The 24512-nt window shown below is 69.6% G+C and carries 24 protein-coding genes, 1 tRNA gene and 1 pseudogene; 17 read left to right on the forward strand and 9 right to left on the reverse strand.

Annotated features, from left to right (window positions below; genetic code table 11):
• Positions 1-64: 64 nt before the first annotated feature.
• Together OG519_RS21095 and OG519_RS21100 are read left to right on the forward strand one after the other, a co-directional pair.
• Positions 65-619, forward strand: a complete 555-nt coding sequence (locus OG519_RS21095) for a TetR/AcrR family transcriptional regulator (RefSeq protein WP_405586204.1) — start codon at positions 65-67, stop codon at positions 617-619.
• 116 nt (positions 620-735) lie between these two features.
• Complete coding sequence (locus OG519_RS21100; protein WP_405586207.1) at positions 736-2241, forward strand: DHA2 family efflux MFS transporter permease subunit; 1506 nt, start codon at positions 736-738, stop codon at positions 2239-2241.
• Positions 2242-2333: 92 nt separating this feature from the next.
• Here the strand turns inward: OG519_RS21100 and OG519_RS21105 are convergent, their stop codons facing one another.
• The 3 genes from OG519_RS21105 to OG519_RS21115 all read right to left on the reverse strand — a co-directional run bounded on the left by OG519_RS21105 (position 2334) and on the right by OG519_RS21115 (position 5862).
• Positions 2334-3389, reverse strand: coding sequence for a UDP-N-acetylmuramate dehydrogenase (locus tag OG519_RS21105; protein WP_405586210.1), 1056 nt, complete (start codon positions 3387-3389; stop codon positions 2334-2336).
• 32 nt (positions 3390-3421) lie between these two features.
• A complete protein-coding gene (locus OG519_RS21110; RefSeq protein WP_405586212.1) occupies positions 3422-4465 on the reverse strand; it encodes an adenosine deaminase in 1044 nt (347 codons plus the stop codon).
• Positions 4466-4542: 77 nt separating this feature from the next.
• On the reverse strand, positions 4543-5862 hold the full coding sequence (locus OG519_RS21115) for a pyridoxal phosphate-dependent aminotransferase (protein ID WP_405586215.1): 1320 nt from the start codon (positions 5860-5862) through the stop codon (positions 4543-4545).
• A 295-nt stretch (positions 5863-6157) separates the two neighbouring features.
• Between OG519_RS21115 and OG519_RS21120 the strand changes: the two genes are divergently transcribed.
• From OG519_RS21120 to nusG, 3 genes are all read left to right on the forward strand, one after another.
• A tRNA-Trp gene (locus OG519_RS21120) sits at positions 6158-6230 on the forward strand.
• 95 nt (positions 6231-6325) lie between these two features.
• Positions 6326-6619, forward strand: a complete 294-nt coding sequence (gene secE / locus OG519_RS21125; RefSeq protein ID WP_405586218.1) for a preprotein translocase subunit SecE — start codon at positions 6326-6328, stop codon at positions 6617-6619.
• 74 nt (positions 6620-6693) lie between these two features.
• Entirely contained in the window at positions 6694-7680 is a 987-nt protein-coding gene (gene nusG / locus OG519_RS21130; RefSeq protein WP_405586220.1) for a transcription termination/antitermination protein NusG, read from the forward strand.
• Between the two features lie 157 nt (positions 7681-7837).
• Here the strand turns inward: nusG and OG519_RS21135 are convergent, their stop codons facing one another.
• Positions 7838-8656 carry an NPCBM/NEW2 domain-containing protein gene (locus OG519_RS21135; protein WP_405586222.1) on the reverse strand — a complete coding sequence of 273 codons (819 nt, stop codon included), beginning with the start codon at positions 8654-8656 and terminating at the stop codon, positions 7838-7840.
• Positions 8657-8943: 287 nt separating this feature from the next.
• Positions 8944-9747: an SGNH/GDSL hydrolase family protein gene (locus OG519_RS21140; RefSeq protein ID WP_405586225.1), complete on the reverse strand. Its 804-nt coding sequence runs from the start codon at positions 9745-9747 to the stop codon at positions 8944-8946.
• A 200-nt stretch (positions 9748-9947) separates the two neighbouring features.
• On the opposite strand from OG519_RS21140, the gene OG519_RS21145 reads away from it, so the two are divergent.
• The 3 genes and pseudogenes from OG519_RS21145 to OG519_RS21155 all read left to right on the forward strand — a co-directional run bounded on the left by OG519_RS21145 (position 9948) and on the right by OG519_RS21155 (position 12726).
• A complete protein-coding gene (locus OG519_RS21145) occupies positions 9948-10853 on the forward strand; it encodes a LysR substrate-binding domain-containing protein (protein WP_405586228.1) in 906 nt (301 codons plus the stop codon).
• A gap of 137 nt (positions 10854-10990) precedes the next feature.
• Positions 10991-11557 (forward strand): annotated as a pseudogene (locus OG519_RS21150) (cysteine dioxygenase); the annotation flags it as partial.
• Positions 11558-11670: 113 nt separating this feature from the next.
• The gene (locus tag OG519_RS21155; RefSeq protein ID WP_405586230.1) at positions 11671-12726 is read left to right on the forward strand and encodes a YeiH family protein; all 1056 of its coding nucleotides are present in this window, start codon (positions 11671-11673) and stop codon (positions 12724-12726) included.
• 25 nt (positions 12727-12751) lie between these two features.
• Here OG519_RS21155 and OG519_RS21160 read toward each other — a convergent pair whose 3' ends face one another.
• Genes OG519_RS21160 through OG519_RS21170 form a run of 3 tightly spaced genes read right to left on the reverse strand, consistent with a single transcriptional unit; the run spans position 12752 to position 14282 of the window.
• The gene (locus OG519_RS21160; RefSeq protein WP_405586233.1) at positions 12752-13066 is read right to left on the reverse strand and encodes a 4a-hydroxytetrahydrobiopterin dehydratase; all 315 of its coding nucleotides are present in this window, start codon (positions 13064-13066) and stop codon (positions 12752-12754) included.
• Between the two features lie 27 nt (positions 13067-13093).
• Positions 13094-13804 carry a hypothetical protein gene (locus OG519_RS21165; protein ID WP_405586234.1) on the reverse strand — a complete coding sequence of 237 codons (711 nt, stop codon included), beginning with the start codon at positions 13802-13804 and terminating at the stop codon, positions 13094-13096.
• A gap of 52 nt (positions 13805-13856) precedes the next feature.
• Positions 13857-14282: an ATP-binding protein gene (locus tag OG519_RS21170; RefSeq protein ID WP_405586236.1), complete on the reverse strand. Its 426-nt coding sequence runs from the start codon at positions 14280-14282 to the stop codon at positions 13857-13859.
• 248 nt (positions 14283-14530) lie between these two features.
• Here OG519_RS21170 and OG519_RS21175 point away from each other — a divergent pair, with 248 nt between their 5' ends.
• From OG519_RS21175 to OG519_RS21190, 4 genes are all read left to right on the forward strand, one after another.
• On the forward strand, positions 14531-15397 hold the full coding sequence (locus OG519_RS21175) for a helix-turn-helix domain-containing protein (protein WP_405586238.1): 867 nt from the start codon (positions 14531-14533) through the stop codon (positions 15395-15397).
• On the forward strand, positions 15394-15618 hold the full coding sequence (locus tag OG519_RS21180) for a DUF397 domain-containing protein (RefSeq protein WP_405586240.1): 225 nt from the start codon (positions 15394-15396) through the stop codon (positions 15616-15618). Before OG519_RS21175 ends, OG519_RS21180 begins: the two co-directional genes overlap by 4 nt.
• 137 nt (positions 15619-15755) lie before the next feature.
• Positions 15756-16118: a hypothetical protein gene (locus tag OG519_RS21185; protein ID WP_405586242.1), complete on the forward strand. Its 363-nt coding sequence runs from the start codon at positions 15756-15758 to the stop codon at positions 16116-16118.
• Positions 16115-16372 (forward strand): type II toxin-antitoxin system RelE/ParE family toxin, encoded by a 258-nt coding sequence (locus OG519_RS21190; RefSeq protein WP_405586244.1) that lies wholly within the window; start codon positions 16115-16117, stop codon positions 16370-16372. Before OG519_RS21185 ends, OG519_RS21190 begins: the two co-directional genes overlap by 4 nt.
• A gap of 175 nt (positions 16373-16547) precedes the next feature.
• Here the strand turns inward: OG519_RS21190 and OG519_RS21195 are convergent, their stop codons facing one another.
• Entirely contained in the window at positions 16548-17543 is a 996-nt protein-coding gene (locus tag OG519_RS21195) for a TDT family transporter (protein WP_405586246.1), read from the reverse strand.
• 104 nt (positions 17544-17647) lie between these two features.
• On the opposite strand from OG519_RS21195, the gene rplK reads away from it, so the two are divergent.
• From rplK to rpoB, 5 genes are all read left to right on the forward strand, one after another.
• Positions 17648-18082: a 50S ribosomal protein L11 gene (gene rplK, locus OG519_RS21200; protein WP_405586248.1), complete on the forward strand. Its 435-nt coding sequence runs from the start codon at positions 17648-17650 to the stop codon at positions 18080-18082.
• A gap of 74 nt (positions 18083-18156) precedes the next feature.
• The gene (rplA, locus tag OG519_RS21205) at positions 18157-18882 is read left to right on the forward strand and encodes a 50S ribosomal protein L1 (protein WP_405586250.1); all 726 of its coding nucleotides are present in this window, start codon (positions 18157-18159) and stop codon (positions 18880-18882) included.
• Positions 18883-19331: 449 nt separating this feature from the next.
• Positions 19332-19892: a 50S ribosomal protein L10 gene (gene rplJ, locus OG519_RS21210; protein ID WP_405586252.1), complete on the forward strand. Its 561-nt coding sequence runs from the start codon at positions 19332-19334 to the stop codon at positions 19890-19892.
• 87 nt (positions 19893-19979) lie between these two features.
• The gene (gene rplL / locus OG519_RS21215) at positions 19980-20363 is read left to right on the forward strand and encodes a 50S ribosomal protein L7/L12 (RefSeq protein ID WP_405586254.1); all 384 of its coding nucleotides are present in this window, start codon (positions 19980-19982) and stop codon (positions 20361-20363) included.
• A 596-nt stretch (positions 20364-20959) separates the two neighbouring features.
• On the forward strand, positions 20960-24445 hold the full coding sequence (gene rpoB / locus OG519_RS21220; RefSeq protein WP_405586257.1) for a DNA-directed RNA polymerase subunit beta: 3486 nt from the start codon (positions 20960-20962) through the stop codon (positions 24443-24445).
• Positions 24446-24512: the final 67 nt, after the last annotated feature.

Here is a 24512-nt window from a genome sequence, read left to right on the forward strand (position 1 = left end):
GGCTGACCGCGCGCCCGCAGGCTCGCACTTGACGAAGGTAGTGATTGGCCACTAACTTACTCGCATGGTCAGAATGAGTGCGGAAGAGCGGCGCGAGAGCGTCATCCGCGCGGCGATGAGCGAGTTCGCCCGCGGGGGCTACCACGGCACCTCCACCGAGACGATCGCCCGCCGGGTGGGCGTCTCGCAGCCGTATCTCTTCCGGCTCTTTCCGAACAAGCAGGCCATCTTCTCGGCCGCCGCCGCACGCTGCGTCGACGGCACCCGGCAGGTCATGGCGGCGGCCGCCAAGGACGTGCCGCAGGACGAGAAGCTGGAGGCGATGGCGACCGCGTACCAGCAGTTGATCCGTGACGATCCCGAGCTGCTGCTGATGCAGATGCAGGCGTATGTGGCGGTCGCCGCGGCCGAGGCGCTCGGCGACCGGGAGTTCGGCGAGGCGGTGCGGGTGGGGTGGCAGGAGCTGTGGGACACCGTGCATGTGGAGCTGGGGGCGGACGTGGAGGAGACCACCACCTTCCTGGCCTACGGCATGCTCATCAACACGCTGGTGTCGCTGGGCTTCCCGCCCGGCCACCGCAACTGGGCGGGGTTCGACGTGGCGCCCGGAGCGGAGTGAGCGGCGGTTCCCCGCCCGGCTTCGGATCACGGCCCCGGTTCGCTCCCGGCCCGCGAAGACCCAATTTTTGGGCTGGAAAGTTAGTCATCAATAACTAACCCACTGGGGGATCACCCATGGAACAGCAGACGGACCAGCAGGCAGCCGGCCACGGCGAGCAGCGGGAGCCGGGCGCGGCGCCCGGCCGGCCGAAAGAGCGGGCGCTGAGCGGCGGCGCCGGCTGGGCGCTCGTCATCACCAGCGTGGCCGGCTTCATGGCCGCGCTCGACAACCTCGTCGTCACCACCGCGCTGCCCTCCATCCGCGAGGACCTCGGCGGGGCGCTCTCCGACCTGGAATGGACGGTCAGCGCCTACACCCTCACCTTCGCCGTCCTGCTGATGTTCGGCGCCGCGCTCGGCGACCGCTTCGGCCGCCGCCGGCTCTTCCTCGGCGGCCTCGCCCTCTTCACCGCCGCTTCGGCCGCCGCCGCCCTCGCACCCGGGATCGAGGCGCTCATCGCGGCGCGGGCCGTCCAGGGCGTGGGCGCGGCCGTCATGATGCCGCTCACCCTCACCCTGCTCACCGCGGCGGTGCCGGCCGAGCGGCGCGGGATGGCGTTCGGGATCTGGGGCGCGGTCAACGGTCTCGCCGTCGCCAGCGGGCCGCTCATCGGCGGCGGACTGACCGAGCACATCTCCTGGCACTGGATCTTCTGGCTGAACGTGCCGATCGGGCTGCTGCTCCTCCCGCTGGCCCGGCTGCGGCTGCGCGAGTCCTACGCGCCCGGCGCCCGGCTCGACATCCGTGGCACCGTGCTGATCAGTCTCGGCCTCTTCGGCATCGTGTACGCGCTGGTCACCGCCACGTCGAACGGCTGGACCAGTGCGCGGGTGCTCGGCGGGCTGATCGGCGGGGCGGTGCTGGTGGCGGCGTTCATACGGCACGGGCTGGTGGCGAAGAACCCGATGCTGCCGATGCGGATGTTCAAGAACCGCGGGTTCGCGGCGATCAACGCGGCGACCATGCTGATGTTCGTCGGCATGTTCGGGTCGATCTTCCTGCTCAGCCAGTTCCTGCAGACGGTGATCGGGTACGGGCCGACCGAGGCGGGGCTGCGGATGCTGCCGTGGACCGGGATGCCGATGATCGTGGCGCCCATCGCCGGGTACCTCTCCGACCGGATCGGCGGACGGCCGGTGGTGACGGCCGGGCTGGCGCTTCAGGCGATCGGTCTCGGGTGGTTCGCGCTGATCATCTCGCCGAACGTGTCCTACGCGGAGCAGTTGCCGGCGCTGATCGTCTGCGGGGCCGGGATGGCGTTGTTCATCGCGCCGGCGGTGAATCTGCTGATGTCGACGGTGCGGGGGGCTGAGCAGGGGATCGCTTCCGGGGCGAACAACGCGCTGCGGGAGATCGGCGGCGCGCTGGGGATCGCCGTGCTCGGTTCGATCTTCGCGGCGCACGGCGGATACGGGTCGGGGGCGCTCTTCGTCCGCGGCGTGACGCCGGCGCTGTGGGTCGGCGCGGGGATCCTCGGCCTCGGCACGCTGGCAGCGCTCCTCTTCCCGCGGGGCCGCGGCGGTGCAGGGGCGACGGCTGACGACGTGTCGGACGCGCGCGAGCTGCAGGCCGCGGGCTGAGCCCGACCAAGCCCCTCAAGCCACCGGACCAGTCGCCTCAAGCCACCGGACCTCACCCCTCGGGGTGGGGTCCGGTTTGTTGGCCGGGGTCGTCAGAGGGTGACGCCGACCATGACGGGCTCGTTGACCAGCGTCACGCCGAAGGCCTCGTGGACGCCACTGCGGATCTGGTGGGCGAGGGTGAGGAGGTCGGTGGTGGTGGCGCGGCCGCGGTTGGTGAGGGCGAGGGTGTGTTTGGTGGAGATGCGGGCCGGGCCGGTGCCGTAGCCCTTGGGGAAGCCGGCCTTGTCGATCAGCCAGGCGGCCGAGGTCTTGGTGGTGTCCTGGCCCGCCGGGTAGGCGGGCGGGGTGGTTTCCGGGCCCAGCCGGGTGTGGACGCGGTCCAGGAATGCGGCGTACTCGGCGGCGGTCAGCACCGGGTTGGTGAAGAAGGAGCCCGCCGACCAGGTGTCGTGGTCGGCCTCGTCAAGCACCATGCCCTTGGCCCGGCGCAGGCCCAGTACGGTCTCGCGCGCCTGGGCGAGCGGTACGCGGTCGCCGGGTTCGACCCCCAGGGCGCGCGCGGTCTCGGCGTACTTCACCGGCCCGGACAGGCCGCCGGCGTCCTCCAACGCGAATCTGACCCGGAGCACCACGAAGCGGTCGGGCCGTTCCTTGAAGCGGCTGTGCCGGTAGGAGAACCCGCACTCGGCGTTGTCCAGGGTGACGACCTCGTCCGCCCGGCGGTCATAAGCGACCACCTGGGTGATCGTGCTCGCCACCTCCTGGCCGTACGCGCCCACGTTCTGGATGGGCGTCGCGCCGGCCGACCCCGGGATCCCCGCGAGGCACTCGATCCCGGCCAGCCCCGCGCGCACGGTCGCGGCCACGGTCTGCGACCAGTTCGCCCCCGCGGCGACCTCGAGCCGTAGACCGTCGAGCGTGATCCCCTCGGTCGCCACCCGTACGGCGGTGCCGCGGAAGCCGTCGTCGGCGATCAGCAGATTGCTGCCCCCGCCGATCAGCAGCACCGGCTCACCGCGCCGGTCCGCCTCCCGTACGGCCGCGACCACTTCGTCATCACTGGTCGCCGTCACCAGCGTGTCGGCGGGTCCGCCCAGCCGGAAGGTGGTCAGCGGGGCGAGCGGGGCGTTCCGGTTCACGTACACACCCCCAGCTTATTTGTTCCGCCGAGGCCGTCTCAGGCCGCCGAGTCGTCGGCCGCCCACGCGTTGATGCCGTCGAGGAGGCTGTCCCGCAGTTCCTGGGGGGCCCGGGAGGCGCGGATGGACTGGCGGGCGAGGTCGGCCAGTTCGTCGTCGGTGAAGGCGTGGGCGTCGCGGGCGATCTCGTACTGGGCGGCGAGGCGGGCGCCGAAGAGGAGGGGGTCGTCCGCGCCGAGGGCCATGGGGACGCCGGCCTCGTAGAGGGTCCGCAGCGGGACGTCCTCGGGTTTGTCGTAGACGCCGAGGGCGACATTGGAGGCCGGGCACACCTCGCAGGTGATGCCGGAGTCGGCGAGGCGGCGCAGCAGGTACGGGTCCTCGGCGGCGCGTACGCCGTGGCCGACGCGCTGGGCGTGCAGGTCGTCCAGGCAGTCGCGGACGCTGGACGGGCCCGCCAGCTCGCCGCCGTGCGGGGCGGCGAGCAGGCCGCCCTCCCTGGCGATGGCGAAGGCCCGGTCGAAGTCCCGTGCCAGGCCCCGGCGTTCGTCGTTGGACAGGCCGAAGCCCACCACGCCCTGGTCGGCGTATCTGACCGCGAGCCGGGCCAGCGTACGGGCGTCCAGCGGGTGCTTCATCCGGTTGGCGGCCACCACCACGGCCATGCCGACCCCGGTGTCCCGGGAGGCGGTGTGCACGGCGTCCAGGATGATCTCCATGGTGGGGATCAGCCCGCCGAGCCGGGGTGCGTAAGAGGTCGGGTCGACCTGGATCTCCAGCCAGCCGGAGCCGTCCGCCGCGTCCTCCTCGGCGGCCTCGCGGACCAGCCGCTGGATGTCCTCGGGGGTGCGCAGGCAGGAGCGCGCGATGTCGTAGAGCCGCTGGAAGCGGAACCAGCCGCGCTCGTCGGTGGCGCGCAGCTTCGGGGGCTCGCCGGACGTCAGCGCTTCTGGCAGGTGCACTCCGTGCCGGTCGGCGAGCTCCAGCAGGGTGCTGGGCCGCATGGAGCCGGTGAAGTGCAGATGCAGGTGTGCTTTGGGGAGGGTGCTTATGTCGCGTCCCTCGCGTGACGTGCGTGCCATTCGAAGATCCTGCTCCAAGAAAGCCCCCGCTCGGTACCACTTTCACCGAACGGGGGCTTGTCCGAAAGAACGAACGATCAGGCGGTCGCTTCGCCCAGCAGCTTCTGGAGCCGGGAAACGCCTTCCACCAGGTCTTCGTCACCGAGCGCGTAGCTGAGCCGGAGATAGCCGGGTGTGCCGAACGCCTCACCGGGGACCACCGCGACCTCGGCCTCGTCCAGGATCAGCGCGGCCAGCTCGGCCGAGCTCTTCGGCCGCTGCCCGCGGATCTCCTTGTCGAGCAGCCCCTTCACCGACGGATAGACGTAGAAGGCGCCCTCCGGGGTCGGGCAGACCACGCCGTCGATCTCGTTGAGCATCCGCACGATGGTCTGCCGGCGGCGGTCGAAGGCGGTGCGCATCGCGGCGACCGCGTCCAGGCCGCCGGAGACGGCGGCCAGCGCGGCCACCTGGGCCACGTTGGAGACGTTGGAGGTGGCGTGCGACTGGAGGTTGGTGGCGGCCTTCACCACGTCCTTCGGGCCGATGATCCAGCCGACCCGCCAGCCGGTCATGGCGTAGGTCTTCGCGACGCCGTTCACCACGACGCACTTGTCCCGCAGCTCGGGGACGATGGCCGGCAGCGAGGTGAAGGCCGTGTCTCCGTCGTCTCCGTCGTCCCCGTCGTCCCCGTAGACCAGGTGCTCGTAGATCTCGTCGGTGAGCACCCACAGACCGTGCTCGACCGCCCAGCGGCCGATCGCCTCGGAGTGGGCCTCGCTGTAGACGGCGCCGGTCGGGTTTGACGGCGAGACGAAGAGTACGACCTTGGTGCGCTCGGTGCGGGCCGCTTCGAGCTGCTCGACGGAGACCCGGTAGCCGGTGGTCTCGTCGGCCACCACCTCGACCGGGACGCCGCCGGCCAGCCGGATCGACTCCGGGTAGGTGGTCCAGTACGGAGCGGGGACGATCACTTCGTCGCCCGGGTCCAGGATCGCCGCGAACGCCTCGTAGATCGCCTGCTTGCCGCCGTTGGTCACCAGCACCTGGGAGGCGTCCACCTCGTAACCGGAGTCGCGGAGCGTCTTGGCGGCGATGGCCGCTTTCAGCTCCGGCAGGCCGCCGGCCGGGGTGTAGCGGTGGTACTTCGGGTTCCGGCAGGCCTCGACGGCCGCCTCGACGATGTAGTCGGGCGTCGGGAAGTCGGGCTCGCCGGCGCCGAAGCCGATCACCGGGCGCCCGGCGGCCTTCAGGGCCTTCGCCTTGGCGTCCACGGCCAGCGTCGCGGATTCGGAGATCGACCCGACGCGGGCGGACACCCGCCGCTCGGTGGCGGAGGGGCCGGCGGATCCAGCGGCCGATGAGGACCCTGAAGATCCTGACGGTGCAGACGGTACTGCGGGAGTGGCTGCGCTCATGAGTGCATGGTCCCAGAACCTGGGGGGCTCCGGCACCGGGGATTCCCTTGCGGCGGCGGGGGAGCGGGGGCCCTCAGAGAGCCGGGCGCGGGATCGTTCGGCGGCCTGCCGCGGCCCCGACCAGGGGCTCGACGGGAGCTTCGGCGAGAACTCAGCGACAACTCAGCGAGAACTCAACGGAAGCTCCCGAGCCGCACCCGGACAAGAGGTTCGACGGCGAGGCTCTGAACACGTACACTCATCCGTCGGTGGCCCTCCCGGCAGCGAGACTGAGGTACGTTGGGGGTGTCAGCATAGGGTCGTAGCTCAATTGGTAGAGCACTGGTCTCCAAAACCAGCGGTTGCGGGTTCAAGTCCCTCCGGCCCTGCTCCACACGTCCAGAAAATGGGCGTGGGCTGTAAGCACTCGCCGTACCGCGCGACGGGCGCGGCATGGCACACGACCGGAGTCAGGTGAGGACGAGTGACCGAGATCACGGACTCCATCGATGTTCCTGAGCCTGGCACGACTCAGGACGACCAGGAGACCGACAAGAAGCCCCGCCGCGGTGGTAAGCGCGGCAAGAAGGGCCCACTCGGTCGTCTTGCGCTGTTCTACCGCCAGATTGTCGCGGAGCTGCGCAAGGTCGTCTGGCCGAACCGCAATGACCTGATGACGTACACCACTGTGGTGATTGTCTTCGTCGTGGTCATCATCGGCTTCGTGAGCGTGGTTGACTGGGGTTTCTCGAAGCTCGTTTCGTACGTCTTCGGCTGATCCCGCGGCGGGCGCCCCAGTTCTGCGCGCCCGTCCGTATGTCCCACCCATGAGAGTCAGGAAGAGCAGCCACCGTGTCTGACCCGAACGTGTACGACGCCGCCGCCGAAGACGAATCTGCCGAGGGCGACGACACCGCGCTCGACATCGTCGAGGCGGCCGACGGCGACATCGACCAGGCAGAGGCTGCCGACCGGGCCGCGGGCGAGCCCGCCGAGGAAGAGGCGGTCGAGGCCGAGTCGGCTGAGGCCGCCGAGGCTGAAGCGGTTGAAGCCGTCGAGGCCGAGGAAGAGGCTGATGCGGCCGAAGAGGCTGCGGAGTCCGCGGAAGCCGCTGACGAGGACGCCGACGCGGTCACGGATGCCGAGGACGCTGAGGACGCTGAGAAGTCAGCCGCCGAGATCTCCGAGGTCACCGGCGAGGACGCCGCTCCCGCCGAGAGTGAGCCGGTCGACGCGGTCGCCGCGTTCCGCGAGGAGCTGCGCACCCTGCCCGGCGAGTGGTATGTGATCCACACCTACGCGGGTTACGAGAACCGGGTGAAGTCCAACCTGGAGCAGCGCGCCGTCTCGCTCAACGTCGAGGAGTACATCTACCAGGCCGAGGTGCCCCAGGAAGAGGTCGTCCAGATCAAGAACGGCGACCGCAAGACGATCCGGCAGAACAAACTGCCTGGTTACGTCCTGGTGCGCATGGATCTGACGAACGAGTCCTGGGGCGTGGTCCGCAACACCCCCGGTGTCACCGGCTTCGTCGGGAACGCCTACGACCCGTACCCGCTGACGCTGGACGAGATCGTCAAGATGCTCGCCCCCGAGGTGGAAGCCGCGGCCGAGGCCGCCGCGATCGCCGACGGCACGGCTCAGCCGCGCAAGGTGGAGGTCCAGGTCCTCGACTTCGAGGTCGGCGACTCGGTCACCGTCACCGACGGCCCCTTCGCCACCCTCCAGGCGACGATCAACGAGATCAACCCGGACTCCAAGAAGGTCAAGGGCCTGGTGGAGATCTTCGGCCGGGAGACCCCGGTCGAGCTGAGCTTCGACCAGATCCAGAAGAACTGACCGCATCCTTGCCGTGGAGCGGCCCCCACCAGCGCGTCGAGCGTCGGTGGGGGCCGCTTTCGTCATGGCCGGGCTCTTTCCGCCGCCGCCGCCCGTGCCCGGACTATCCGGCCGCGGTCTGCGTCAAGCCGACGTCTGCGTCAAGCCGAGGTCTGCGTCAAGCCGAGGTCTGCGTCAACTGGCCATCGGCCACGACGAGTTGCGCGTTGGGGGTGCAGACGATCGGGATGGGTGTCTGCGGGGGGCGCTGGTAGCTCCACTTGATCTCCAGCCTGATCACCCCGGTCACATCGACGTCCAGGGTCGACGGGGTGCCGAACTTGGGTAAGGCGCTCGTGAGTTGCCGCCCGTCGCCGACGATCGTCAGGGTCGGGGTGACCTTGGAGTCCGGCGAGTTGTCGTCCAGGCCGACCTGCGCGGTGAGCCGGGTGTAGCCGCGGCTGAGGTTGTACTGGGCGTCGCCGGACGCCGCGCAGCCGAGGTCCTGGATGATCGCCTGGGGCTGGGGCCGGCCGTCCAGGCTCGGGGTGGTGTTCGCCGACTGGAACGGTCCCGACAGCGGGGTGAGGGTGCTCAAGGCCACGGTCGACGTGGTGTTCGGGCTCCCCGGGGTGGTGTTGGGGGCCGGCGGGGTGGTGGCCGGAGTGATGGGGACGGGGGTGCCGGTCGGCGTCACCGTGACGGTGGTGGTGGGGCCGGAGAACGGGCCGCCCGCCGTCGCCTGCACGCCGGCTCCGCCGAAGAAGCCGAGGACCAGGGCGGCGACTCCGATCCCCGCGTTGACGAGATTGGCGATGCCGCTGAGGTCCCGCTTCGAGCGGGGGGACGGGCCGGGGAATTGCTGCGGTGTGTGGGGCGGGGCGGCCGGTTGGGCGGCTGGTGGGGTGGCCGGCGAGGCGGGCGGCGGCGCGCTCGGCCGCGGCGGTGGCGTTTCACGCGAAGGGGGTGTCTCGCCCGATCCTGGCTCAATGGTCATTTTTCCTCCTAGCGCCGCGTTGGGTGAGCATCGCAGGTCATTTCCCGACCACATGCGAACTTTGCCCGATCGAGACGCGCCGCTGTCCCTGCCCCGAACTCCTGCGCCCAGAGGGTCAGTCGGGGCGGAAACAGCGGGTTTCCGCGGAGGGACGCGTCCGGACGCGTCCGTACGCATCCCGGCGCGTCCGGACGCGTACGGAACCCCCGTCCGGCCGCGTTGCGCGGGACGGGGGTTCACGTGGTGGCGCGGGAGTGCGGGGGGTGCGGGGGTGCGGGGAGGTCCGCTCAGTCGTCGGCGTTGAGGACGGGGAGGTAGCCGGCCGAGTGGCCGACGGCCGTGGGGTGGTAGGACTCCCAGGTCGGGAGGGCGACATCGTGCAGGTAGCCGTCGCCCGAGCAGAGCTCGTGGCCGTGGAAGGTGCCGCGGACGTCGCCGAAGACGAATCCGTGGGCGGCGGCCCGCGCGGCCGTGGTGGTGTCGATCAGATCGGCGGCCTCGTCGATCTTCTGGTGCTTGGTGGCGCTGAGCCCTATGCAGAAGACGTTGAGGGTGTAGAGGTCCGGGTAGCCCAGCACCACGACCCGGGCCGACGGGGCCTTGGCGCGGATCGCGTTGTACACGGCGTCGAGCCGGCTCGGCAGGGTGCTGCGGACGTAGTTCTCGGCGGTGTTGACCCGGTTGACGCAGGTGCTGTCGGAGCCGGCCACACAGGTGGTGATCACGTCGGAGAAGCCCGCGTCGTTGCCGCCGATGGTCACGGTGACGAGGGTGGTGGCCGCGCTCAGCGAGCCGAGCTGGGAGTTGGTGACGTCGGTGGTCACCGCGCCCGAGCAGGCGGCGAAGGTGAACGAGGACGGCCCGTGGGCGGCGGCCCAGAGCGCCGGATAGGCGCTGTTGCTGCGGTGGCAGTCACCGCTCGAACTGATGTAGTTCCCGGCTCCGTTGCCGGCCGAGTACGAATCGCCGAGGGCGACGTACGAGACGCCGGCCGCTTGGGCCGGGCCGGTGGCGACGATGGTGGCGACGGTGGCGAGGGCGAAGGCGGATGCCAGCGCGCCGAGCGCTGACAGGGACCTGGTGAGTCTCACGGAACCTCCTGGAAGGGCAGGATCGCTGCCGCAGAATTGTGACCAGGAGATTACGTAGCATCACTTTCTTGAAGATGTCCATGCCAAAAACAACGCGTGTACACGCACGGGTGGGCGACCGGGAAGCTCATGGGTGAGGTTCACCATCAGCCAGGAGCATGCTTGGTCGTTCTTCCCCAACTTGTACTTATGATTGTCGGATGCTCGACTCGCGCCGCATACGGACCTTCCACGAGGTGGTCAAGACCGGTTCCTTCACCGCCGCCGCCCGCTCCCTCGGCTACACCCAGCCGGCCGTCACCCAGCAGATCCGGGCGCTCGAACGGGACGCCGGTGTGCCGCTCTTCGCCCGGCAGGGCCGCCGGATGCGGCTCACCGAGGCGGGCGAGACGCTGGCCCGGCACGCCGAGGTGATCCTGGGCAACCTCGGCGCCGCCCAGCAGCAGCTCCAGGCGCTCGCCCGGCTACGGGCCGGCCGCGTCCGGGTCTGCGCCTTTCCCAGTGCCAACGCCACCCTGATCCCCGAGGTGGTGGCCGCACTCCTGGCCGATCACCCCTCCGTACGGGTCGAACTGCTGGAAGCGGAGCCGCCCGAGTCGCTGCACAAGCTGCTGGCGGGTGAATGCGACATCGCGCTCTCCTTCAGCTATCCGGGCCTGCGCGCCGAACTCCCGGCGGAACTGGTGGAGATCAAGCTGCTCGAGGACCTGCTGACGGTGCTGCTGCCGACCGGCCATCCGCTGGCCCGGCGGCGGGCGGTCCGGCTGACGGAGCTGGCGCAGGCCCGCTGGGTCACGGGCTGCCCCCGGTGCCGGGCCAACTTCCTGCAGATCTGCGCCGAGGAGGGCTTCGACCCGGACATCGTCTTCACCACCGACGACAATCTCGCGTTGCAGAGCCTGGTGGCCGCCGGCGTCGGCATCGCGGTCGCCCCCTCCCTGGTGCTCTCCTTTCTCAACCACCGCCAGGTGACCGGGCGGATGCTCGAACCGCACGTCCGCCGCCAGATCAGCGCCTACGTCCTGCGGGAGCATCTGCCGCTGCCGGCCACCGAGCTGGTGCTGGACGGACTGCGGTCGGCCGCCGCCGCCCGGAGCGGGTGCTGACCGCCTGGGGAGCCCCCGTTGCTCGGGTCGTGCCCCTCGGCCGCCGCGATCGACAGCGCGATCGATAAGCGGGGCTAGGGGGAGACGAAGAATTCCTCCTTGGACGTTATGGCCGGTCCGGGCGGAGGCTGCCGGACATGACAGTGACCACCGTTGCCCCGGCAGTGGGCGCGCGCATCACCCGGCCGGCCGCGTCCCTGATCGCGGAGGTCCGCGCCGTGGTGGCGCGCGGCCTCGCCCCCGGGCCGACGGCCGAGCTGACCGCGGAAACCCTGCGCCCGTACCTCGGCGACCCCGCGCTGCTCACCGCCGAGCAGTCCGAGAGCTCGCCCGACCGCTATCTCCAGCACGTGCTGTACGCCGAACCCGACGGCAGTTTCTCCGTGGTGGCGCTGGTCTGGCTGCCCGGCCAGCACACCGCGATCCACGACCACGTCTCCTGGTGCGTGGCCGGCGTCCATCAGGGCGCCGAGAGCGAGCGCCGGTACCGCTTGGTGCCCGGGGCCGAGGGCGGCACCGCGCGGCTGGTCGGTACGGAGGAGCTGACCAACCCGCTCGGCTCGGTGGCCGGCTTCGCCCCGCCGGGCGACATCCACGAGGTGCGCAACTCCGGTACCGGGACGGCGATCTCGCTGCACATCTACGGCGCCGACGTATTGCGCCTGGGCAACAGCGTGCGGCGGGTCTATCCGCGCCCCGAGGGCGAGCGCTTCGGGGGTGGGCGGGGCTTCGAGGGCGAGTGCTTCGAGGGTGGGCGGGGTCTCGGAGGCGGGTACGGCGCCGAGGGCGGGCGCCGCCTCGAAGGCGGGCGCGGCTGATGGCGGTGACCAGCCCCCGGGTCCGGCCGTATGTGCCGCTCGGCTCCGGGTCGCTGCACTCGCCCGGCGCCCTGCCCGGCCTGGTCGTCGCGGTGATCGGCGTACTGCTGGCGACCTGCGTGCACCGGCTGCTGCCCGCCGTGCCGATGCTCACCGCCTCGGTGCTGCTCGGCATCGCCGCCGCCCACCTGCCCGGCACCCGGCAGCTTCTGCGGGGCGTGGCCAAGGCGGGGCTCGCGGTGGCGGGTAAACGGCTGATGCGGGTGGGCGTGGTCCTGCTCGGCCTCAAGCTCAGCCTCTCCGACGTCGCCGGGCTCGGCTGGGCCACGGTGGGGATGGTGCTCGCGGTGGTCGCGGCCACCTTCGCCGGCACGTACTGGCTCGGCCGGCGGATGGGCCTGCCCGGCGACCTGCCGCTGCTGGTGGCCACCGGCTACTCGATCTGCGGCGCCTCCGCGATCGGCGCGGTCAGCCAGGTGACGGCGAGCGAGGAGGAGGACATCGCCGGCTCGGTCGCCCTGGTCACGCTCTGCGGCACGCTGGCGATCGTGGTGCTGCCGCTGCTGCACGCGCCGCTCGGGCTCGACCCGGTGCAGTTCGGCCGCTGGGCCGGGGCCAGCGTCCACGACGTCGGCCAGGTGGTCGCCACCGCCCAGGCCGCGGGACCGGTCGCGCTGCGCGAGGCGGTGCTGGTCAAGCTGATGCGGGTGGTCCTGCTGGCGCCGCTCACCGCGGGCATCGGGATCGCCGTCCGCCGCTCCCGGCGCGAGCGGCCCGTGGTGAGCGGCAGACGGCCTCCGGTGCTGCCCCTGTTCGTGGTGGGCTTCCTGGCGATGATCGCGCTGCGCGGTACCGGACTGCTCGGCGCGGGCGTACTGGCCTCCGCCGACCGGGTGCAGCAACTGGTGCTGGCCACCGCGCTCTTCGGCCTCGGCACCGCGGTGAACCTGCGGGCGATGGTCGGTAAGTCGGGCGGGCGGGTGGCGCTGCTGGGCCTGGCGTCGTGGGTCGTGGTGGCGGGGGTGTCGTACGGGGGAGTGCTGCTGACCACGTGATCCCGGTGATCCCGGTGCTTTGTCTTTACGCCGGGCTCGGCTGGGCGTGGTGGGCGGCGGCCAGGTCGGTGACGCGGGTGGCCAGGGCGGTGTCCTTGGCGGTGATCGCGCCGCCGGCGTCGTGGGTGGTGAGGGCGAAGCTGATCGTGCCGTAGAGGATGCGGATGTCGGCGTGGTGGTCGGCGGTGTCCTCGGCGGTGGCGACGGCCGCGTAGAGGGCGGGGATGTCGGCGCGGTCGGCGGTGAAGGTGGCGGTGAGGGCGCCGTCGCTCACCGTCCAGTCGGGGAGTTCGGTGAGTGCCTGGTCGAGTTCGGCGGCGCTGAGCGGCTTGCTGGGCATGCGGGTCTCCTTATCGAGGGGCCGGGGTCAGCCCGCTTCCAGGGTGACGGGCGTGCAGCGGCCGAGTTCCACGACACTCTGGGAGGCGAGGAACCAAGGGGCTGCCGGGTGTCCGTACGGCAGGTAGTTGCCCGAGTCGGCCGGGGCGAGTTGGCCGGTGGGGGTGAAGAGGTCGCCGTAGACGCCCCAGGCGCGGGGCTTGCGGGAGCGGACGAAGAGGGGCGCGGTGAGGTGGGGGCAGTGGCGTAGGGCGAGGGCGGCGCAGGGGCGGCAGATCGGGGGTTTGGTGGTGCGGAGGTCGTCGGTCCAGCCGGTCCGGTCGGGTGGCAGGTCCGCGTCTTCGGGCCCGGATTTGGGTCCGGCGTCGGGTCCGGCCTCAGGTCCGGAGTCGGGTCCGGGTCCCGGGAGGAGGAAGAGCCAGCCCCGCGCGGTACGGTCGGCCGGGCCGCCGCAGACCTGGCAGAGCTTGTGCAGCATCGCGCGACGCTGCCGCTGGGGGTGCATGGACTGATAGTCGGGCCGCCCGGCGCCGGGGGAGTGGGTGACCCGGGACCACAGCACGCCGTTGCGATCGCGGTCGGCCGGCGTCTCGTCCCGATACCCCAGCCCCTGCGGTCGGATGATCAGCCCCGACCCGAGGCCGGGCGTCTCACCGCTCCACGTGGCGGCGTACGGGACCGGCAGGTTCTTCGGCCCCCACGTCAACACCTCAGCGGGCGCGGCCGGTTGTACGGACATACTGGCGGTGCTCCTTCGTCGTACGTTCATTTCCCACGGCACGGGTCACCCATCACGGCGCGCCACCCGCCCACGCCAGCTCGGCCCAGACCCGCTTGCCCCACGGCAGCGGTTCGGTCCCCCAGCGGGCGGCCACGGCGGCGACCAGCAACAGCCCGCGCCCACAGGTCCCCTCGGCCCCCGCCTCGACCACCACCGGCTTCACGTACGAGGTGTCGGCGACCGCCACCCGCACGGTGCCCTGCGCGGGCCGCGCGACCGAGACGTGGATCAGCCGACACCGGGTGTGCCGTACGGCGTTCCCCACCAGCTCGGAAACCACCAACTCGGCTTCGTCGGTAAGCACGTCCAGCCCCCATGCGGCCACGGCCGTACGCACGAGGCGCCGCGCCTCACCCGCGCTGGGTGCGGCGCACGGCATCGCCTGGAAGTACGCGGGGCGACCGGTGGGGCTGGGGGTGGGGGGCGTGGTGATCATGCGTGCACCTCTGGCAGGGCGGGGTCGCACGCACGTGCGGACCTGCGAGTTTCACCACCCGTGACAGGGGGTGACGTCATGTACTAGCTTGGTAGTGCGCGGAGGCTAAATGCAACAGAATCTGAAAAAGTCAGCAGCATTGGCATATGTGGCGACGTAGGCTCTCCGCGCTGAGAGGGGGACTCCTGGTTATCCCCTCGGAGCTGAGGCGCCGGACACCTACACTCGATGCCTGGGGAGGCAGACTCATGGCGGCACCGACCGGACCCACCGTTCGGCGAATGCAACTCGGCGGCGAGCTGCGCCGGTTACGAGAGAAGGCGGGGTTCACCCTCGCTGAGGCGGTCGACGGGTTGGCCTTCTCGATCTCCAAGCTCTACCGCGTCGAGAACGGCCTTACGGGACTGAAAGCAGCTTCTGACCTGCGCATACTGCTTGACCGGTACGGCGTGACCGACGACGGGGACATCGACTTCCTCGCCGAGATCCATCGAGACTCCCTGAACCGGGGCTGGTGGTCGCACTACCGCAGCACGATGCCATCGGGGATGGGGATGTACGTCGGGCTGGAGAGCGGAGCTCGCGCGGTCCGGGTGTGGCAACCCAACGTCGTGTTCGGTCTGATGCAAACCGAGCGCTACGTGCGTGAAATGTTTCAGGCTGCCAAGCCGGTCGAAGAGAGCACCACCGAGTTCATCGAGCGCAACATCCAGGTTCGGATGGAGCGCAAGGAGAACCTCACCCGCAAGGACAGCAGGCTCAAGCTGTGGGCCGTTATGGATGAGGCGGCGCTGCGACGGGTCATTGGCGGCCCGGACGTGATGCTCGAGCAGTACGAAGAGATCATCCGGCTGTCGAAGCTCGACAACGTGACGGTCCAGGTCCTACCGCTGTCCAGTGCGACGTACCGGTCCAGCAGCAACTTCACCCTGCTGGAGTTTGACGCTCCGCAGCTCACGGTCGTCCAGATCGACATGCCCGACGGGTCGAACGTCAGTGACAAGGACACCACGATCTGGGCGTTCAACCGTAGGTTCGACGCCCTGCGGGCCGGGGCTCTGGCTCCCGGCGAGACCCCTACCTTTGTGCACCGACTAGCAGGAGAACTGACATGAGGCACCGCATGGCACCCGAGATCGCGCCTGAGGCTGCGTGGTTCAAGTCGTCCTACAGCCAGGAAAACGCAACCAACTGCGTCGAGGTCGCCGACCTCACCGCCTCGGGTCGGGTCGCCATCCGGGACTCAAAGGACAAGACCGGCCCCGCCCTGCTGTTCCCGACGGAGTCCTTCACCACCTTCGTCACCGCCATCCGCCAGGGCCACTTCCCCACCTGACCTCCCCCCGCCCCTTCACCCGGCCCGCCCCCAAAAAGCCCGGGCGCGGGCCGCCGGACGGCTCAGCCGGGATGCCGCCCGGGTTCGTCGCGCCGTAGGAAGATAGCGGCACCGCCGCCGATGAGCAGGAGGACGAGATGGTGGGCAAGGACCCCTGGCCGCTGGCGGTCGAGCAGGCGCAGGAAGCGCTCGGCTATCGCGACCCCGGCATTCCCCGCACGGTCGCCGGCGTCCGCGACGCGCTGCTCGCCCGTCACCGTGACGCCTTCCACGCGGACCTCGCCGCTCTGTCGCAGGGCATCTCCTTCGAGGTCTTCCTGGACCAGTGGTGGACCCAGGCGGTCGTCGACGCCACCCACGACGAGGACTCCCGCGAAGCCGCCCTCGAGTTCGCCGACCTCGCGGTCTCGCTCCGTATCAGCGCGAGCGGTGGCCCGACCCTGTCCACGGCCGAGGTCGAGGACATCCTCGGCTTCCATCTCTCCGCGGAGGCCCAGTGAGGTACACGATCATCTGGGAATCCTCCGCGACGGAAACGCTCAAACGTCTCCGGCAGCGTGATGGCGAGGCGGTGCGCCCGTTAGTCCAGGCGATCAACAACCTGGCCACCAACCCGGAGCCGCCGGAAAGCAGCAAGCTCGGTGGCACGAACAACCGGCGCCTGCGCGTCGGCGACTACCGCGCGATGTACCAGATCGACGGCGAACGCATCGCCGTCAAGGTGCTTACTGTCGGTAGCACTCCGCTGCGGTGAGCAATCGCCGGGCGTGGCTTTTCGAGCTGCCGGAACATCTGTGCCGCCTCGGGCGTGAGCCGAACGGTAGGGCCAGGCGAATACGGTGCGGACCGCGTCTGGCTGTACCGGTCCATGGTCATCCTCGCGGGGACAGCGCGGCACCCGGCTGAGCGAGGACCTGGGGGCCGACTCGTCAGTGGGTGGGGGAGGGTGCTCGGGGGAGGAAGGTGCCCCGGGCGAGGCCCAGGACGGTGCGGGTCAGGAGGGCGAGGAGCGCCGCCGTGGCGATGGACAGCAGCAGATACGTCAGCGACTCCTGGGCATCGACGTGCTCGATGTCGAGCCAGCGGACGGCGTCGGTGAACACCGCCGCGTAAGAGAAGGCGAACGCCCAGTAGGCCGGGCCGAAGGGGGCCTTCCGGTACACGGGGATCAGTGCGAACTGGACCAGCACCATCAAGGCGGCGTAACCGCCGAACAAGGCGGCCACGATGTCCAGCCGGCCGTGGTTGAGCGCGAACCACGCGTTGCCCCCCACCACCGGCGGTGCCACTTCGATCGCGATGGTCGGCAGCAGCGGCGGCGGCAGCATCGGCTGGGTGAACAGCCGGAGCAGCATGATCGAGCCGAGGACGAACCAGCAGACCAGGCCGTAACCGAGCATGAGGCGGCCCAGCGTGGTCCAGCCGAGGGTGGCGCTGCCCGCCGAGGCGATGAAGCCGCCCGCGACGGTCGGCAGGAAGTAGCCCGGGTGCCACTGCACGAGATCGATGTCGGCCCGGATCCAGAGGCCGGTCAGCCACGCGCCGAGCAGGATCGTCAGCACCAGGCTGATCGCGAAGATCGTCCTGCCCGCGGTGGAGGCGTGCGGTTCGAGCGCGATGCCCAGCAGCATCGGCACGATCAGCAGCACCGAGGTGAAGGGGCCCATGATGGGATCGGGCATCTGGGCGCCGAGCCGGCCCTGGGCGATGACGTTGCCGAGGTAGGAGACCGTGATCACCACCCAGAAGACGGCGGCGGTGATCCACAGCACATCGGCCGGCCAGGACGGCGCGTCCACGGTCTCCTCTGCCAGGGCCCACGCCTGGGCCACGCCAGTGGTGCCGAAGCCGATGCTGAGCAGGTTGGGGGTCAGCCGGTAGGGGGATGTCCTGCCGAGGTTCATCGTCCCCTCCGAGCTGGGCAACAGCTTGACCTGGGGGTTTCGGGTCGGTAGTGGGTACCCGCTATTGTTGTGCGGTATGCCTGCTCGCAGGCAGGAACACTCTCAACAGGACCCGGAGAGAGCAAATGCCTCCCAAGAAGAAGAAGGTCACGGGGCTGATCAAGCTCCAGATCAACGCCGGCGCGGCCAACCCCGCTCCGCCGGTCGGCCCCGCGCTGGGCCAGCACGGCGTGAACATCATGGAGTTCTGCAAGGCGTACAACGCGGCCACCGAGTCGCAGCGCGGCATGGTGATCCCGGTGGAGATCACGGTCTACGACGACCGTAGCTTCACCTTCATCACCAAGACGCCGCCGGCCGCCAAGCTGATCCTGAAGGCCGCGGGCGTGGACAAGGGCTCCGGCGAGCCGCACGTCAAGAAGGTCGCCAAGCTCACGCGCGACCAGGTGCGGGACATCGCCACCACCAAGCTGCCCGACCTGAACGCGAACGACCTCGCGGCCGCGGAGAAGATCATCGCGGGTACGGCCCGTTCGATGGGCATCACGGTCGAGGGCTGAGCCCAAACCAGATCACCTGTGGTAGGGCCTGCTCGGCCCGCACCACGACTCCCATACCTACGTAGGAGCAGCAAGTGAGCAAGCGCAGCAAGTCTCTCCGCGCTGCGGACGCCAAGATCGACCAGGAGCGCCTGTACGGGCCCCTGGAGGCCGTCCGGATCGCCAAGGAGACCGCCACCACCAAGTTCGACTCGACCGTCGAGGTCGCCTTCCGCCTGGGTGTCGACCCGCGCAAGGCCGACCAGATGGTCCGCGGCACCGTCAACCTTCCGCACGGCACCGGCAAGACCGCCCGGGTCCTGGTCTTCGCGACCGGTGACCGTGCTGCGGCCGCGGAAGCCGCGGGCGCCGACATCGTCGGCTCCGACGAACTGATCGACGAGGTGGCGAAGGGCCGGCTGGACTTCGACGCCGTCGTCGCCACCCCGGACCTGATGGGCAAGGTCGGCCGCCTCGGCCGTGTGCTCGGCCCCCGTGGCCTGATGCCGAACCCGAAGACCGGCACCGTGACGCCCGACGTGGCGAAGGCGGTCACCGAGATCAAGGGCGGCAAGATCGAGTTCCGCGTCGACAAGCACTCGAACCTGCACTTCATCATCGGCAAGGTGTCCTTCGACGACGCCCAGCTCGTGGAGAACTACGCGGCCGCGCTGGACGAGATCCTGCGTCTGAAGCCGTCCGCCGCCAAGGGCCGCTACGTGAAGAAGGCCGCGGTCTCCACCACGATGGGCCCCGGCATCCAGGTCGACCCCAACCGCACCCGCAACCTCCTGGTCGAGGAAGACCCGGCGGCTGTCTGATCCCGCCGCTCCGCGCCCGCGCGGAACGCCGTGCCTAGTCCGTGCCGAGCCCGCCCCCGATATCCACAGGGGGCGGGCTCGGCCCGTCCACCCGCCCGGCTCACGCCGCCCGGGCCGGCGGAGGAGCCCGGCGGAGGCCTCCGCCGAGGGCAGGGAACCCCTCGCCGGAGGCGATTTGCCCGGTGGGGGGCCGGTCCCGTACGATCCCGGAGAAGCCATAGACCGCTGGTTGTCGCCGTGCCCCGCGAGGGGTGGGGTGGCCGAAGGATCCGCTGGATGCGGACGGCCCGCGCAGGTGTCATCGAGAACGATCTCCGGAAGCGCGAACATGCTTCCGTCGAGTTCCGCCCCGTGCGCCCGCGCATGGGGCGTCCGTGTTTGTACGTCACCCGGGTTCCCTCCTTCGCCTGCTGGGCGGTCCGCAATCACCCGGAAGGAGGCCGAGACTCATGGCGAGGCCCGACAAGGCTGCCGCGGTTGCCGAGTTGACGGACAAGTTCCGCTCCTCGAACGCCGCGATGCTGACCGAGTACCGCGGTCTCACCGTGGCGCAGCTCAAGACGCTGCGCCGTTCACTCGGTGAGAACGTCAGTTACGCCGTGGTGAAGAACACGCTGACCAAGATCGCGGCCAACGAGGCCGGGATCAGCACGCTCGACGACCTGTTCGCGGGTCCGTCGGCCGTCGCCTTCGTCACCGGTGACCCGGTCGAGGCGGCGAAGAGTCTGCGTGACTTCGCCAAGGACAATCCCGCTCTCGTCATCAAGGGCGGTGTCCTTGACGGCAAGGCGCTGTCCGCCGACGAGATCAAGAAGCTCGCGGACCTCGAGTCCCGCGAGGTTCTGCTCGCCAAGCTGGCGGGCGCCATGAAGGCCAAGCAGTCCCAGGCTGCCGCGCTCTTCCAGGCGCTTCCCTCGAAGTTCGTCCGCACCGCGGAGGCGCTTCGGGCCAAGATCGAGGACGAGCAGGGCGGTGCCGGTACGCCGGCTCCCGCCGAGGCCGCCGAGTAATCACTTACCCGGTAGTCCAGCGGGCACCGAGTACGCCCGCCGACATGTACATCCGGCACCAGCCGAATTAGTGGAAGGACCGCCATCATGGCGAAGCTCAGCCAGGCCGAGCTGCTCGAGCAGTTCGAGAACCTCACCCTCATCGAGCTCTCCGAGTTCGTGAAGGCCTTCGAGGAGAAGTTCGACGTCACCGCCGCCGCCCCGGTCGCCGCTGCCGGTCCGGCCGGTCCGGCCGCCGCCGCCGAGGCCGTCGAGGAGCAGGACGAGTTCGACGTCATCCTCACCGGCGCGGGCGAGAAGAAGATCCAGGTCATCAAGGTCGTGCGTGAGCTGACCTCGCTGGGTCTGAAGGAAGCCAAGGACCTCGTGGACGGCGCCCCGAAGCCCGTCCTGGAGAAGGCGACCAAGGAAGCCGCGGAGAAGGCCAGGGAGTCCCTCGCGGCCGCCGGCGCCTCCGTCGAGGTCAAGTAACACCTGCTCCACCTGCCGAGGGCGGCCACCCGAAAGGGTGGCCGCCCTCGGCCGTTTTCGATCTACGCGAGGCTGGGGCCTTGACGGATGGCACGCATCGCGCAATTCTCAGGACGCGCCGTGCGTGCGTCCGACCGGCCCCGGGCCGTGCTCGATCCGGTCCACCACCGGATCCGAACGCCGGCCCGGCGGCGATACAGCGGTATCCGGCTGGGATCCGGCTGGGATCCGACTGGGACCCGACCGGGACCCGATTGGATCTGGTTGGATCCGGGTCGGATGCATGGATCGGCGCGGAAGCGGGAATGCATGGCAATGCAGCGTGACGGATAGTGGGTCCGGGCTCCGAGGGCCGGACCCCCGCGAGATGGGCAAGGGGGCGACGATTCGGTACTCCGAATCACAGCTCTGGACATCAGTGAGCCGAGTGGCTACACTGTCCCTTTGCGCTGCCTGTTAGCTGCTACCTGGCCCGTCACCAGGGGCATGCCCGTATCTGAGGACCACTGAAGGACCCCGTCATCAGGGATTTCTCTTCGGCTCAGGGGTGGACCGGTACGCGCGTAGTGAGTCCGAGCCCTCGGAAGGACCCCCTCTTGGCCGCCTCGCGCAACGCCTCGACTACCAATTCGAACAACGGCGCCAGCACCGCACCGCTGCGCATCTCTTTCGCGAAGATCCGTGAACCGCTCGAAGTTCCGAACCTCCTCGCGCTCCAGACCGAGAGCTTTGACTGGCTGCTCGGGAACGCCGCGTGGAAGGCCCGGGTCGAGGCGGCCCTTGACAGTGGGCAGGATGTCCCCAGGAAGTCCGGTCTGGAGGAGATCTTCGAGGAGATCTCGCCGATCGAGGACTTCTCCGGGTCGATGTCGCTCACGTTCCGTGACCACCGCTTCGAGCCGCCGAAGAACTCGCTGGACGAGTGCAAGGAGCGCGACTTCACCTACGGCGCCCCGCTCTTCGTCACGGCCGAGTTCACCAACAACGAAACCGGCGAGATCAAGTCCCAGACGGTCTTCATGGGTGACTTCCCCCTGATGACCAGCAAGGGCACCTTCTGCATCAACGGCACCGAGCGTGTCGTCGTCTCGCAGCTCGTCCGCTCCCCTGGTGTCTACTTCGACAGCCAGATCGACAAGACGTCCGACAAGGACATCTTCTCCGCCAAGATCATCCCGTCCCGGGGTGCCTGGCTGGAGATGGAGATCGACAAGCGCGACATGGTCGGTGTCCGCATCGACCGCAAGCGCAAGCAGTCGGTCACCGTGCTGCTCAAGGCGCTCGGCTGGAGCACCGAGCAGATCCTGGAGGAGTTCGGCGAGTACGAGTCGATGCGCGCCACCCTGGAGAAGGACCACACCCAGGGCCAGGACGACGCGCTGCTCGACATCTACCGCAAGCTGCGTCCGGGCGAGCCGCCGACCAAGGAGGCCGCCCAGACCCTGCTGGAGAACCTCTACTTCAACCCCAAGCGCTACGACCTCGCCAAGGTCGGCCGCTACAAGGTGAACAAGAAGCTCGGCGGCGAAGCCCCGCTGGACGCCGGCGTGCTCACCACCGACGACATCATCGCCACCATCAAGTACCTGGTGAAGCTGCACGCCGGTGAGACCGAGACCGCGGGTGACAACGGCTCGCAGATCGTGGTCGAGGTCGACGACATCGACCACTTCGGCAACCGCCGCCTGCGCAACGTCGGCGAGCTCATCCAGAACCAGGTCCGTACCGGCCTGGCCCGGATGGAGCGCGTGGTCCGCGAGCGGATGACGACCCAGGACGTCGAGGCGATCACGCCGCAGACCCTGATCAACATCCGGCCGGTCGTCGCCTCCATCAAGGAGTTCTTCGGCACCAGCCAGCTCTCCCAGTTCATGGACCAGACCAACCCGCTCTCCGGCCTGACCCACAAGCGCCGCCTGTCGGCGCTGGGCCCCGGCGGTCTGTCCCGTGAGCGGGCCGGCTTCGAGGTCCGTGACGTGCACCCGTCCCACTACGGCCGGATGTGCCCGATCGAGACCCCGGAAGGCCCGAACATCGGCCTGATCGGCTCGCTGGCCTCCTACGGGCGGGTCAACGCGTTCGGTTTCGTCGAGACCCCGTACCGCAAGGTCGTCGAGGGCGTCGTCACCGACGACGTCGACTACCTGACCGCGGACGAGGAGGACCGCTTCGTCATCGCGCAGGCCAACGCGCCGCTCACCGAGGACATGCGGTTCGCCGAGTCCCGCGTGCTGGTCCGCCGCCGTGGCGGCGAGATCGACTACATCCCCGGCGACGACGTCGACTACATGGACGTCTCGCCGCGCCAGATGGTGTCGGTCGCCACCGCGATGATCCCGTTCCTTGAGCACGACGACGCCAACCGCGCGCTCATGGGATCGAACATGATGCGCCAGGCCGTACCGCTGATCAAGGCGGAGGCGCCGCTGGTCGGCACCGGCATGGAGTACCGCTGCGCGGTCGACGCCGGTGACGTCATCAAGGCGGACAAGGACGGTGTGGTCCAGGAGGTCTCCGCCGACTACGTCACGGTCACCAACGACGACGGCACGTACAACACGTACCGGATCGCCAAGTTCTCCCGCTCCAACCAGGGCACGTCCTTCAACCAGAAGGCCGTGGTCAACGAGGGCGACCGCGTCGTGGTCGGCCAGGTGCTCGCCGACGGTCCGTCCACCGAAGAGGGCGAGATGGCCCTCGGCAAGAACCTGCTCGTCGCGTTCATGCCGTGGGAAGGACACAACTACGAGGACGCGATCATCCTGTCGCAGCGCCTCGTCCAGGACGACGTGCTCTCCTCGATCCACATCGAGGAGCACGAGGTCGACGCCCGCGACACCAAGCTGGGCCCCGAGGAGATCACCCGGGACATCCCGAACGTCTCCGAGGAGGTGCTGGCCGACCTCGACGAGCGCGGCATCATCCGGATCGGCGCCGACGTGGTGGCCGGCGACATCCTGGTCGGCAAGGTCACCCCGAAGGGCGAGACCGAGCTGACCCCGGAGGAGCGGCTGCTGCGCGCGATCTTCGGTGAGAAGGCCCGTGAGGTCCGTGACACCTCGCTGAAGGTGCCGCACGGCGAGACCGGCAAGGTCATCGGGGTGCGCGTCTTCGACCGCGAGGAGGGCGACGAGCTGCCGCCCGGTGTCAACCAGCTCGTGCGCGTGTACGTGGCGCAGAAGCGGAAGATCACCGACGGCGACAAGCTGGCCGGCCGGCACGGCAACAAGGGCGTCATCTCCAAGATCCTGCCGGTCGAGGACATGCCGTTCCTGGAGGACGGCACCCCGGTCGACATCATCCTCAACCCGCTCGGCGTCCCGTCCCGGATGAACCCGGGACAGGTGCTGGAGATCCACCTCGGCTGGCTCGCCAAGCAGGGCTGGGACGTCTCCGGTATCGGTGACGAGTGGGCCCGCCGGCTGGACGCCATCGGCGCCGGCCACGTCGAGCCGAACACCAACGTCGCGACCCCGGTCTTCGACGGTGCCCGGGAGGACGAGATCGCCGGCCTCTTCGAGGCGACGGTCCCCAACCGGGACGGCGACCGGATGGTGCTGCCGTCCGGCAAGGCCCGGATGTACGACGGCCGCTCCGGCGAGCCGTTCCCGGAGCCGATCTCGGTCGGGTACATGTACATCCTGAAGCTGCACCACCTGGTGGACGACAAGCTGCACGCCAGGTCCACCGGTCCGTACTCGATGATCACCCAGCAGCCGCTGGGTGGTAAGGCGCAGTTCGGCGGACAGCGCTTCGGCGAGATGGAGGTGTGGGCGCTGGAGGCTTATGGCGCCGCGTACGCCCTCCAGGAGCTGCTGACCATCAAGTCCGACGACGTTCTCGGCCGCGTGAAGGTCTACGAGGCCATCGTCAAGGGCGAGAACATCCCCGAGCCCGGCATCCCCGAGTCCTTCAAGGTGCTCATCAAGGAGATGCAGTCGCTCTGCCTCAACGTGGAGGTGCTGTCCTCGGACGGTATGTCCATCGAGATGCGGGACACCGACGAGGACGTGTTCCGCGCGGCGGAGGAGCTCGGTATCGACCTGTCCCGGCGCGAGCCGAGCAGCGTCGAAGAGGTCTGACGGGTTGCTGCCGGGCCATCGGCCCGGCAGCGCTCCCGGACCCGTTCAGACCATTTTGAGAATCAAC

It is taken from the genome of Streptomyces sp. NBC_01190, from assembly GCF_045039895.1.
In the GTDB taxonomy this organism is placed as follows: Bacteria; Actinomycetota; Actinomycetes; order Streptomycetales; family Streptomycetaceae; genus Actinacidiphila.